General features: G+C 37.0%; 12 protein-coding genes. 3 read left to right on the forward strand and 9 right to left on the reverse strand.

What is annotated here, in order from left to right; genetic code table 11:
• Window positions 1–6: 6 nt before the first annotated feature.
• The 5 genes from purE to JKA74_RS12295 all read right to left on the reverse strand — a co-directional run bounded on the left by purE (window position 7) and on the right by JKA74_RS12295 (window position 5,578).
• Window positions 7–528: a 5-(carboxyamino)imidazole ribonucleotide mutase gene (gene purE / locus JKA74_RS12275; RefSeq protein ID WP_201431489.1), complete on the reverse strand. Its 522-nt coding sequence runs from the start codon at window positions 526–528 to the stop codon at window positions 7–9.
• Window positions 525–1,670, reverse strand: coding sequence for a 5-(carboxyamino)imidazole ribonucleotide synthase (locus JKA74_RS12280; protein WP_201431490.1), 1,146 nt, complete (start codon window positions 1,668–1,670; stop codon window positions 525–527). Before JKA74_RS12280 ends, purE begins: the two co-directional genes overlap by 4 nt.
• Window positions 1,671–1,895: 225 nt before the next feature.
• Window positions 1,896–2,504: a SiaB family protein kinase gene (locus JKA74_RS12285; protein ID WP_201431491.1), complete on the reverse strand. Its 609-nt coding sequence runs from the start codon at window positions 2,502–2,504 to the stop codon at window positions 1,896–1,898.
• Window positions 2,505–2,577: 73 nt separating this feature from the next.
• Window positions 2,578–3,990 (reverse strand): DUF5723 family protein, encoded by a 1,413-nt coding sequence (locus JKA74_RS12290; RefSeq protein ID WP_201431492.1) that lies wholly within the window; start codon window positions 3,988–3,990, stop codon window positions 2,578–2,580.
• A gap of 10 nt (window positions 3,991–4,000) precedes the next feature.
• Complete coding sequence (locus tag JKA74_RS12295) at window positions 4,001–5,578, reverse strand: hypothetical protein (protein ID WP_201431493.1); 1,578 nt, start codon at window positions 5,576–5,578, stop codon at window positions 4,001–4,003.
• Window positions 5,579–5,652: 74 nt separating this feature from the next.
• Between JKA74_RS12295 and JKA74_RS12300 the strand changes: the two genes are divergently transcribed.
• Window positions 5,653–6,204 (forward strand): 2'-5' RNA ligase family protein, encoded by a 552-nt coding sequence (locus JKA74_RS12300; RefSeq protein WP_201431494.1) that lies wholly within the window; start codon window positions 5,653–5,655, stop codon window positions 6,202–6,204.
• A gap of 43 nt (window positions 6,205–6,247) precedes the next feature.
• Here the strand turns inward: JKA74_RS12300 and JKA74_RS12305 are convergent, their stop codons facing one another.
• Window positions 6,248–6,739 (reverse strand): DUF6702 family protein, encoded by a 492-nt coding sequence (locus JKA74_RS12305; protein WP_201431495.1) that lies wholly within the window; start codon window positions 6,737–6,739, stop codon window positions 6,248–6,250.
• An 84-nt stretch (window positions 6,740–6,823) separates the two neighbouring features.
• Between JKA74_RS12305 and JKA74_RS12310 the strand changes: the two genes are divergently transcribed.
• Together JKA74_RS12310 and JKA74_RS12315 are read left to right on the forward strand one after the other, a co-directional pair.
• On the forward strand, window positions 6,824–7,411 hold the full coding sequence (locus JKA74_RS12310; protein WP_201431496.1) for a HupE/UreJ family protein: 588 nt from the start codon (window positions 6,824–6,826) through the stop codon (window positions 7,409–7,411).
• 19 nt (window positions 7,412–7,430) lie between these two features.
• Window positions 7,431–9,746, forward strand: coding sequence for a M1 family metallopeptidase (locus tag JKA74_RS12315; RefSeq protein ID WP_201431497.1), 2,316 nt, complete (start codon window positions 7,431–7,433; stop codon window positions 9,744–9,746).
• Window positions 9,747–9,949: 203 nt separating this feature from the next.
• On the opposite strand, the gene JKA74_RS12320 is transcribed toward JKA74_RS12315, so the two are convergent.
• From JKA74_RS12320 to JKA74_RS12330, 3 genes are all read right to left on the reverse strand, one after another.
• Entirely contained in the window at window positions 9,950–11,158 is a 1,209-nt protein-coding gene (locus JKA74_RS12320) for an NAD(P)-dependent oxidoreductase (protein WP_201431498.1), read from the reverse strand.
• Window positions 11,159–11,330: 172 nt separating this feature from the next.
• On the reverse strand, window positions 11,331–11,969 hold the full coding sequence (locus JKA74_RS12325; protein WP_201431499.1) for a deoxynucleoside kinase: 639 nt from the start codon (window positions 11,967–11,969) through the stop codon (window positions 11,331–11,333).
• 166 nt (window positions 11,970–12,135) lie between these two features.
• Window positions 12,136–12,807, reverse strand: coding sequence for a DUF2461 domain-containing protein (locus JKA74_RS12330; RefSeq protein WP_201431500.1), 672 nt, complete (start codon window positions 12,805–12,807; stop codon window positions 12,136–12,138).
• Between the last annotated feature and the right edge of the window lie 37 nt (window positions 12,808–12,844).

Here is a 12,844-nt window from a genome sequence, read left to right on the forward strand (position 1 = left end):
AGCCATTTAAAAACCCACTTTATTGGATTTCCATCCATTCGCCTCAAGGTTCTCAGCTGATTCCATTACTTTGTCTTTCATTTGCTTTTTATAGTCCTCTAACGATTTTGCTACTTCCTGATCAAAATTGGCTATAATTTGGGCTGCTAAAATTCCCGCATTCTTAGCACCATCCAAAGCTACCGTGGCAACAGGAACGCCACCCGGCATTTGTAAAATAGAAAGTACCGAATCCCAACCATCAATGGAATTACTGGACTTCACAGGCACTCCTATTACAGGTAAGATAGTCAAAGATGCAACCATTCCTGGTAAATGCGCAGCACCCCCGGCTCCAGCAATAATTACGTGATAGCCATTGGATTTAGCTCCTTGTGCAAATTTAAACATCCTCTCTGGGGTCCGGTGTGCTGAAACTATACTCACATCATAATCCACTTTCAACTCGTCCAAAACTTTGGCAGCCTCGCTCATCACTTTCAGGTCTGACTGGCTACCCATAATAATAGCTACTTTTCCCTTGCTCATGCTTTTACTTTTAAAGTGTTTCTTACTATTCCAATTTTAGATCTTAAAGATGACAGACTGGGATCGGTAATGGTAACATGTCCCATTTTCCTGAAGGGTTTTGTGATTTTTTTCCCATATAAGTGAACATGGGCACCCGGTAACTTCATCACTTCTTGCATCCCCTCATATTGAGCCTCTCCGGTAAATCCATCTTCTCCCAAAACATTTACCATGGCAGAACTTATTTTCGTGCCTGTATCCCCTAATGGCAGGTTTAGGATAGCCCTTAACATTTGGTCATATTGAGAAGTGAAATTTCCTTCTATGCTCTGGTGCCCACTGTTATGAGGTCGAGGAGCTATTTCATTTACCAGGATTTGATTGTCTTTTGTAAGAAACATTTCCACTGCAAGAATACCTGTCATCTTTAACTTCTTTATTATTTCTTCGGCTACTCTTTTAGCTTCACTTTCTATTTCCGGAACCAGCAATGCAGGAGACAATAAATACTCAACTAAATTATGTTCAGGATGAAACACCATTTCCACAGGGGGAAATGCTCTTACCTCACCACTTTTATTTCGGGCGACTATCACAGCTAATTCCTTTTTGAAAGGAACAAAGCTTTCCAGTAAGGAGGGCACACTAAATCCCCTGTCTATATCTGCTTCAGTTTTTAAAACTTGTACTCCCCGGCCGTCATAACCTCCACGTCCCATTTTATGGACGCCTGGTAATTTATCTAAATGATTCTTTAAATCAGCAGCTGTTTCCGTTAACACAAAATCCGCAGTAGGAATATTGTTGTCTTTATAGAACTGTTTTTGAATGCGTTTATCCTGTATCAAAGCTATCACTTCAGGCTCAGGATACACTTTTACACCTTCTGACTGCAACTTTTTAAGTGCATCGGTATTTACCTTTTCAATCTCAATTGTGATAATGTCACAGCCTTTCCCGAAAGCATAAACTGCCTCATAATCTTCCAAATCCCCCACAGTAAAATCTTCCACCAATTGCGCACAGGGGGCATTTTGATCTGCATCCATCATTCGTAAGTTCAGATTCAGATTGATCGCACTTTGGTGCAACATCCGGCCCAGTTGACCTCCTCCTAAAACCCCAATAATTGTTTGTGTATCAAATTGATTTAATGACATAAATGCTGAATAATTTTGAATGAAAAACAAAAATAACATTTATTAACACCAATCTATTTCTGTTTTGCCAAAAATGTGAGGCCAACAGAGAACTCATTAAGAAATGGATGTTTAGTGAAAACAAATTGGAGTTATCCTGCAAAAAGCAAAAAACCTTCCTCCCATTATAGTTAGGGAAAGAAGGCTTGCATAAAATATTAGAAATTTACTTCAGATGAACTTCAGCTATTTGCTTTTCTCATCTTTAATTTTTTCACCATTGATTTCAACTTTCAGTATGAACAAGTCAAACTCCTCATCAATAGGAAGAAATTTATACACTAGTTGCTCTCCTGTTTTTCTGGCAATATCAATCAAGCCCAAACCGGCACCTCCTTTATCGGAAAGTTTACCATGTTTGATTTGTGTCATGTACATTTTTTTCAGCTCCTCAGCACTTGCAGCATTCACTTCATCAATAGCCGTTCTTAAACCATCTACTTTTGAGCGCGCTACCTTATTACTGGTAATCACATAATATATATCTTCCTTGCTACCAATAATAAATAAGCCATTGCCAATTTGGGTATCCGTAATTTCATCAGAGTGTTTATTCATGTTCTGAAGAGTCTCCACCATCACATGATAAACCCTCTTCTTAACATATCTATCCTCATTTTTACGATCCATATCCGACTCGGCCATAGAGGTAAACATCTTGGTTATTTCATGGTTGAACTCACCTAAATAAACCAAAGAAATGCCGTTTCCCTGCATTTCGGAGAATAGACTGAGTACCGACTTGATGAAATTTACATTCAAATCCATCTTGCTTGTGTTTATGTTATCCAACATTAATTTAATTATTATTTAAATGTATACTGATTTTCAGAATATTTCTCAAAATAAGACAATTTTTTAAAACATCTTAATCTATACCCAATTCTATTGTATCAATTGTGTTTTTACTATTCTTCTTTGCCCTGGATTTCCCCTTGTTTATATTCCCAAAAGTGAAATTAATTCCTGTTCTCACATCTACCATTCGCCCATTTACCGGATTGGTTAAGGAGAGGAGGTCATTGGTTGCCAGATAAATTTGAAGCCCTATCAAATTTAGTGTAAATCCTGTACCAATATTGGGTCTCCCATTCATTAAAGTGCCTGAGAGCGCAAAATTGAAAAAGGTATTATACTGAAAGTTGTAAATAGCTGTCAAGGCCGGGATAAGAGTTCCTCTGTACAATTCTGAATACAAAATTGCACTGGCAGTTTGTCTGTCTGTCAATTGATATGAAGCTCCTGCGTATAATTTAGAAGTCAATGAGGTAGTAAAAGATTCATTCCTTGTCTCTACAATTTCCATGTCATCTACTAAACTATCGATTTGATCATCAAGGGCATTATCATCCCCGTTGATCAAGTCTATCAAATCTAAACCAGTAAAGGTTACAGAAGTTTTAGGTATATAGGCATTATAAGTATTGTTTTTCCATTTAATAAACCCCAGATCGTTTATTGAGGCAAAAAAATTGATTTTACGTGAAAATTTATAGGTGGCTCCTAAGTCAATTGCAAAACCACTATTATTCAGAGCATCCCCCACAGTAATATCATCCTCCTCATTAGCTAGTGCTCCGGCAACACCCCCTGCTCTTATGTTAAAGCCATTGCTGATAAAATCTATGGAATCTCCTCTGAATTCGTTGTTGCCGTAAGTCCTGATACTGGCGTCCATGCCTGGCATATCGGCATAAGCATGTCCCATCAGGTATTTTAACCTAATACCGGCAGTCATCTTATCTCCCAGTATTTCCCTTCCGTGAGATAAAGCTACCTCAGTAAAAGCCATCGATTTTACAGAAAAACGTTTAAAGTCCATAATACCATCTTCAAATTCGGAAGAGGCGTTTCCATAATAGGGCAAGCCCAGTAATGATTTAGGAATACTTGCTCTTGCAAATGCTCTCGTATTGATACTAAATGCTGTATAACTTTGCTCGCCCCGAATTCCCAAATGAAATACGTTCAGATTAACACTGCCTGTGGCACGGTTATTTCTACGCAAACCGCCAAATATTTCGTCAACAGGCATATTCCCCTCAGCATCCTTGGAAGTGATGAGTTTCAGGCTGGTAAAGTTATTTCCTCCGTTAAAGTGAAGCCCTGAGAGGCCGGGTAATCCTAATGAAAATTTATAATCCGGTAACATGGCAGGATTCAATGAATTAGCCTGTGGTAATGTTTTTGTTAACCCATAACCAATCATATCCGATTGCCCTTTCAACTGTGTGGAAATTGCAATAAAAATCACAAATATAAAGTAGTATCTATTTTTCATTTGAGAGGAGTTAATCGTTGAGAGTTACTTTGTATTTTGCCTGCATCGCCAGACTGAAATCAACTTTGTTGGTGGAAGAAATTTCAACCGCCTGAACACCATCTACTGGTGTGCTTGTGGAAACATTGACACTTATCCCTATTCTACTGGTCTCTTGTAAGAAAGCCAATTCATTCGTAGAGGTTTCTGGATTGTCACTAAGTTTAATAAACTCTATTATATTGCTGGACTCTCCTTGCTGACCGGCTTTCAATAATAGTCCTTCAAAAAGCACATGCTGTTCTACGCTATCAGCATCGAGAAAAACCGCTTTTAAATTAACATCTAGTGGTAAAGAATTATTAGAGTTGAATTTGAATGTTACTGATTGAATATCCTCACTTTCAATCGCATCTACTTCAAATGATTCAGTAAAGATGAGGTTCTGAAGCGAAAGGATAAGAGGGATTTGGAGGTCATATCCCACTTGTATTCCTGATTCCCCCGTTACAAAATTGTCAGGCGTATTGTTTGGATCAATTGTTCCGGCAATCTCTAATTGTACGGAATCCGGTAAATTATTAATGATGTTTTTAAAAATTTCATTAAAAGACACTTCTGTAGTAGAACTTGATCCAATTGGTGCCGGGCTTAAACTTATTTCTTCTTCAAAAACAACCTCTTCCGATTCATTGTTTTTATAAGTAGTGAAATTACTGATATCAAAAACAACAGGTAGGCCCATGGTGTTGGTATAAAGAATCTTAAAGCGCGGATCATCCAGGTAATAAGAAATCTCCCCTAGCTCATCGCTATTAAAAAAATCCGTTTCAAGAGTATTCTTTTCTGTGTTAATGCTCTGAGTAGAAAGGTCACCAAACATAGCCCCAAACTCCATATTGATAAAGTCGAAGTTAAACTCCAGACTGTTTTCGCCAAAAACCAAATTGATATCATTTACTTTCTCAAGGAGAAGTTCTATGTCTATAAAAACTTTATCAAAGTCATTATTGCCTCCAAATGCAAAAGAGGTATTATTAAACTCATCTTCTACAAAGTCAGTGCTGATAGGGTTAAGACCATTATAAGACCAAGAATAAGGGTGTTGGAATAAGCCTGGATTACTAATTGTTCTGAAATTTAAATCCAGATCACCATTCGCAGGGAAATTCTCCTGAAGATTCAAGCTGATAGTTCCTGATTCAATATTAATTGAGTCCAGGCTGCTTTCGTACTCTAATGCTATTTCTCGATTTATAAGTACTGTTCCGGTAGTATTAAATTCATCAACTTCTTCAGGTGTCAATATAATTGGGACTGTAGGAAAACTTCTGTCAGGAAGACTAAAAAAATCCCTGGCACTGGAAGTAAAAAGACTATCTTCTTTCAATACAAGTACCAAAACATCGTTTTCTTCCGTATATTCAAAGGCAGAGTCGGAAGCTTCCAATAAATCCTTAACAGTAAAAGAAGAATTTATCAATGGCAAACCCAATTCAGGAGCCCATTGAATTTTCCCTAATGTCAGATCATCTAAGTCAGAGTAACAACCGCCATAAAAAAGGCATGAAACAATGGTCACATAAAGAATTGCTTTTTTTAGCTGCATAGCATCCCAAAATTAATTAGTCTCAAATTTATGACTATTTTTAAGATTGCTTTTAATGTAAAGAGTTGTTGTATATGCCAAAAGAACTGTATTTTTTAGGAATTTGCCCTACTGGTCGATTAAAAGAGGATATTCATCAACAGAAATCAATCATTAGTCAAAAATATAATACAAAGGGTGCTTTTCGTTCATCAGCCCATATTACTCTACAAATGCCATTTAAACTAGGGCAAAAAAAACTGATTGATTTTGAGCAGGATATATTTCGGTTTTCAGAGGGAGTTCAGCCATTCAACATTCAGTTGGATGGTTTTAGTGCATTCGAACCCAGGGTAGTTTATATAGTAGTGAAAGAAAATGAAAAATTGAATCATCTGCATAAAGCCTTGGAACCTGTACTTAAAAGGCATCAAATCTTTAATAGTACTCATAAAAACCGTGGTTTCCATCCTCATATTACTGTGGCTTTCCGCGATTTGAAAAAGCGGGATTTCTATCCGTTATGGGAGGAAATGAAAAACAAGGAATTTAAACGTGAATTTAAAGCCGATGGAATGATGCTCTATCGGCATAATGGTTCCGTATGGGAAGAATATAAACACATTCCCTTTGGAACAACAGGATAAAACAGATCTATTGATTGTAGCTTATTTATCGGGAAGCCAAATTTTACTGGAACTTTACCTTCTGAGTCTTTTTACCTTTTACCAGTCGAATGGTCTTAATTTTTCCATCAAGGGTAGTATGCACTAAGTTAGACTGGTCATCAAACTCATCAAACATGATTGAATTCCTGATTTCAAAAATCTTCGGACTCTTCACTTTGTAAATTTCCTGATAACACCAGAGCACATTTTCTTCCAATTCGCTTCCTAAATAGACCACTTCTCTTTCTTTACCATCTATCTCAACAGAAAAGTTGTTTTTAAGATAATCCTCTATCAAAGAATCAATAGATTGGGTATCATCCATAGCCAATATATCGAGGTTCACCTTATAATTCTTATTGAGGGTTTGCTCGAAGTCATCTATAAAAACCTTATGCATCACCTGAACAGATTTAGCCTCTTCTTTATAAATAAGCTCAGTAATTGAAACATGAAAAGGATGAAGGCCACTAAACACTAAAATCAGGCCGATTATATAATTGCTAAATATCATTTTTCAAAGTCTGGTTACAATCTTACAAAATTATGTTAATATTATGTTCCGATTACAAAAATCATAAAATTTTATATTAAAGGCATGTCCAATTTTAAAGTATATTTTGATTTAGGTTTTGAGCATATCCTGGATGTCAAAGGTTACGATCATATTCTGTTTATTCTCGCACTTGCTGCTGTTTATTTAATCCGTGACTGGAAGAAAGTAATTATTCTGGTAACTGCCTTTACAATTGGCCATTCCATTACCCTGGCGCTTTCCACTTTGAATTATGTAGTGATAAAACCTGAATTAATAGAATTCCTGATTCCTGTCACTATTTTCATAACTGCTTTTGCTAACTTATTTAAAAAAGAAAGAAACTTAAAGCAAAGCGGACCAATGCAGTTAAACTACATTTTTGCTTTGGTTTTCGGTTTGATCCACGGGCTGGGTTTTAGTAATTATCTCAAAAGCCTTTTGGGTAAAAACAGTTCCATTGTCATGGAATTATTAGCTTTCAATATTGGGTTGGAAGTTGGACAGATTATCATTGTTATCTGTTTTTTAATAATTTCATTTATATTTATCGACCTTTTTGGCCTCAAAAGAAGAGATTGGGTACTTATTATTTCCAGTGCTATAGCAGGCATTGCTATTACACTTATGTTAGAAACTAAATTTTGGTAAAAAATAAAAATAAATTAATATGAGAAGAATATTCACATCAATTTTGATGCTCTTTGCTTTGTCCTCAATAGCACAGGAGTACCAAAACCAGGGAAAATTTGAACAACTTGACAATATGTTACGGTCGCCAAATGTGTACCGTACAGCTTCAGGTGCACCGGGTCATATGTATTGGCAACAAAGAGCCGATTATAACATAGATGTTACACTAGATGAAAAGAACAATAGGATTACGGGTTCTGAAACCATTACTTACACCAATAACTCCCCTGACGGGCTATCTTATTTATGGGTACAGCTTGACCAAAACATGAGAGCAAAAGATAGTGAATCTTATAGCTCCTCAGAGTCTTCAGTTCCGGATAAAGCCAGTGAAGGCCAAATAGACCGGATGATGGGCTATCCTGATTATGATGGAGGGCACAAAATTCAAAAATTGGTAGATGCTGAAGGAAATCCCATGAACTACATCATTAACCAAACAATGATGCGAATAGATCTGGATGAACCTTTAAAAGCAGGTGAGTCAATCTCTTTTTCTATTGATTGGTATTATAACATTAATGACCGCGCCAGAATGGGTGGTCGTGGTGGTTACGATTATTTTGATGAAGATGGCAATACAGTTTACACTATCACTCAATGGTTTCCAAGAATGGCGGTTTACAGCGATTTCGAAGGATGGCATAATAAGCAATTTTTAGGAAGTGGTGAATTTGCCTTGCCTTTTGGTGATTATGAAGTAAATATTACAGTGCCTGCAGATCATATTGTAGCCTCCACAGGTGAGCTTCAGAACGAAGATGAAGTGCTTACTTCCACACAATTGGAAAGATGGAACAAATCAAAAACAGCTGATTTACCTGTACTTATTGTTAATAAAAAAGAAGCTGAGAAAGCTGAGAAAAATAAGGCCTCCGGAACTAAAGTATGGAAATATAAAGCTGAAAATGTACGCGATTTTGCTTTTGGTTCTTCCAGGAAATTTATCTGGGACGCCATGGGAGTAGATATTGACGGCAAGACTGTAATGGCCATGTCTTATTACCCAAAAGAAGCCTGGGGTTTGTGGGATAAATATTCCACAAGAGTAGTAGCTCACACTTTAGAGGTATATTCCAGGATGAGCATTCCTTATCCATACCCGGTGGCTATTTCTGTAGAGGCAGCTAATGGTATGGAATATCCGATGATTTGCTTTAACTACGGCAGGCCGGCACCAGATGGCACCTATTCTGCCCGAACAAAATACGGCATGATAGGCGTAATTATTCACGAAGTAGGTCACAACTTTTTCCCTATGATTGTTAATTCCGATGAAAGGCAGTGGACCTGGATGGACGAAGGACTCAATAGTTTTCTTCAATTCGTTGCTGAACAGGAATGGGAGCCCAACTATCCAAGTAGAAGGGGGCCGGCAGGAAATATTGTTTCTTATATGAAAGGTGACAAAAGCAATATAAGACCTATTATGACCAATTCTGAAAATATTATTCAATTTGGAAACAACGCTTACGGAAAACCAGCTACTGCACTTAACATTCTGCGCGAAACTGTGATGGGCCGTGAGCTTTTTGATAAATCTTTTAAGACTTTTTCAGAAAGATGGGCATTCAAACATCCTACCCCTGATGATTTCTTCCGTACAATGGAAGATGCCTCAGCAGTAGATTTGGATTGGTTCTGGAGAGGGTGGTTTTATTCTACTGATCATGTGGATATTTCAATTGAAAATGTACAATGGTTTAAATTAGATAGTAAAAACCCTGAGGTTGAAAATAAAACTAAGAGAGAACGCAGGGATAGAGAAGCCTACCACGTAACACCCGATAAAAACAAAAAAGAAGGCGTGGTTACTGTAGTTGAAAAACATCCGGAATTAAAAGACTTCTACAACGAATGGGATGAATATGATGTGACAAGCGCAGACAAAAAAGCCTATAAAACTTTCCGGGCTTCTTTAAATGAAAAAGAAAAACAATTGATTGATGGCGGATACAATTTTTATGAAGTGCATTTTGAGAATAAAGGAGGGCTGGTAATGCCTATTATTGTGGAAATGACCTATAAAGACGGTAGCACGGAAACCAAGAAGTTACCTGCAGAAATTTGGAGAAAGTATGAAAATAAGGTAACCAAAGTATTTGTGACTCAAAAAGAAGTAGTGCAATTTCAAGTTGACCCAAAAAGAGAAACTGCTGATGTGGATGAAGAAAACAACTACTGGCCACCCCGTAGCCTTCCTAACAGATTCGAGCTTTACCAGTTAAGGCAGACCACCCCTCGTGGGCAGTCTCCTGCCGACAATGAAATGCGTAGGGCACAGGATAATTAATTCTAAATGTTAAAACCACAAAAGCCAGCATGAAATAATCATGCTGGCTTTTTTATTCATGCCCATTCGGAAAAAATATAAAGGAAGATTAATATCTGGCCTAATCAATTGATTTTCAAATCATCAAACACATTATTAATAAATGTGAATTTAATTTAGTCCCTTTCAATTACTATATACACTATCAAAGAATCTCTAAATTTTCAATTCCCGTCCACGTAATCCTGCAAGTAACTAAATCTCTCTGTTAACTTACCATTTTCAGCAATAGTGGCATTCTTTATTACCTCCTCCGGATCATTGTTGAGCAAATGAGGCAACACTCTATCTATCATTTCCCGTCCAAAACTTTCTGACGCATCCCTTGGCAACTCACAGGGCAGGTTATCCACTGCCATTACTGTCAAATTACTTTCTACACTAAAAGGCGGCTCAAGTGTATCCGCATCAGGGTTATAGTCATAAATAGGATCATCAATAGTGGAAGGTTTTTTAGTGCTTGGAATAGAGCCCTCAATATCACATGTGATATCACCAATAACCCTCATTTTAAACTCTGCCCTAACAGCATCTTCTCTCTTGAACAAAACAGGTGCCCTTGGGTCCCAGAAGGCACAGGCTATTAATACATCAGCTACTTTGGCATATTTAAGGAAATCTGCACGGTAAGCTCCGGGATTTTTATGAAATTCTTCCCTGTTGAAATCTCCTCCTTCTTTTCGTTCATGATAATCATGGCTATTCAGCTGGGTAAACACAGGCCTCTCAAATCGCTCATTCAGAAATTCGAAAGGTGTTACTTTCAAAATACCCAGCCCATACATCACTTCAATGGCTCCCTTTGCCACTCTGCCTCCTCCGGTTATTGCTATTTTGATAGCTGGTAATTTCACTTTCTTGTATTCCGATTGCATGTCAGCCAAATCATAACATTCATGCGCCCTTCTTAATTTGAATAGGTTATAGCGTTTTCCAAAGGTCCAAATAGTATTATAAGCTCCTACTATTCCTGCAAACCTTCCGAAAGCCACTATTCGTTGTTTGGTTTTTGGGTCAAGCAAGCATTCATAATCAATTAACCTGATTTTTTTATCCAAAACTGCCCGTAACAAGTTCCGGTTATAAGCCTGCTCTTTGATAGTGTGGGAAAAAAAGAAATAGGTCTTTTCAGGAATCAGCTTTTCAATGGGTACTTCCTTTACCCCAAGCAGTATTTCACAATCCGAAACATCATCCACCATTTTTAGGTCATTATGAATGAATTCATCTGCCTTAAAAACCCTTACATCACTTTTTTGGACTTTAATATTTACTCCAAATCTCTTTTCCACTTCCTTGGCTTGTGACGGGGTAAGGGGGCTTCTTTTGTCTATTGGAATTTTATCTTCCCTGATTATGGCAATCTGCTTCATGTAAAAAATGCTTTATAAAATGATGTTTTCAAAGATAGAATTTAATCACACAAGTGCCTACAAACTAAAATTAAATCATTGAAAATTCCGTAAACTTCAGTAAGTAAAACGGACAACGAGATTGTAGTCTTTCTACCTTCAATGCGATAGTAAAAAATGCGAAATTTATCTATCAGGAATGGTGCGAAAACAACCCATGAACTTCAGTATCGATTTTACTGATAATCAAGGCGAAATCTTCTACATTTTTCAAATAATCCAATTGGTTGACATCAATAATAATGAGCTTGCCGATTTCATATTTCTTGATCCACTCTTCGTAATGCTGGTTTAAATTCTTCAAATAATCAATCCTGATACTCTCTTCATATGTCCGACCTCTTTTCTCAATTTGGCCAACCAACTTTGGAATATCCGCCCTTAAATAAATAAGTAAATCAGGGGGAGTAATTACCGGAGCCATTGAATCAAACAACTCCAAATAATTGCGGTAATCCCTCTCGCTCATATTGCCTGATTGATGCAGGTTTTTAGCAAAAACGAAGCAATCTTCATAAATGGACCGATCCTGCACTACCGTGTGGTCATTCTCCCTGATCCTTTTTACCTGGTTAAGGCGGCTATTCAGGAAATACACTTGAAGGTGAAAAGACCATTGTTTCATATCACTATAAAAATCCTCTAAATAAGGATTTTCATCTACTGCTTCAAATTCCGTTTGCCAGCCGTAGTGATGAGCTAATTTTTTGGCAAGGCTGGTTTTACCGGCCCCTATATTTCCGGCTATGGCTATATGTTTAAGTTTCTGCATCTTTTATTTTTCGCATTACAAAAGTAAAAAAATCTTCCCGCCTATAGGTAGCATTCCTGATAAAAATATAAAATGAGAAACAGCAACAATTTATAGCGAAACAGAGAAGTATAGCGTTGGACATATTCTCTCCAATAGCTTAATCTAATAAAATCAAGAACATAGCTCAACTACCTTCCTCTAGCGCCATTCTTAAAAACCGATTCAGTGGGTACGCTTTTAACAATTCATTGGCCACAAATTCAGTCAAATCATCTCTGAAAACTGTACTGATCGGAAACTTCTGCATAAAATAAAATTGTTTGTTCAATAAGTATGGAATCTCCACTGCATGCTCCTTGAATGGAGTTTTTAAAATTTTATTCTTTGCCCCAAGAATTTCCTGATAGCTATCTTTGAATGCTTTATCCTCAATAATCTTTTTAAGTTCAGCCTCATTATATAATATTTCCTGCCGCACTTTATAAAGACTGTCAGTAGTCAGCTCATACAAACCTCCTCCAACCCATAAGTGCTCAGCATCTAATTGGACATAGTATCCCGGATATTCCTCCTTTTTGGAAATCCTGGATATATAGGCTCCCACATTATTTTTATAAGGATTTTTATTTTTAGAAAAGCGGACATCCCTGTTGATTCGAAAAATAGCATTTTTGGCCTCGATCAAAATCTCGGGATCAAATTTTTGAATTTCAAGAATTAAATCCGTGACAAATTGTTTAAAAGCCACTTTTACATTCTTTTCATACCTGCCTCTATTTTCATCAAACCATGCTTTATGATTGTTTGAAGCCAGTTCCGCAAAAAAATCAATGAAATCCTGATTAAAATACATCATCTCTTATTTTAATAATTTGAACCAATATTAGCAATTA

The organism is Marivirga aurantiaca (assembly GCF_016679925.1).
In the GTDB taxonomy this organism is placed as follows: Bacteria; Bacteroidota; Bacteroidia; order Cytophagales; family Cyclobacteriaceae; genus Marivirga; species Marivirga aurantiaca.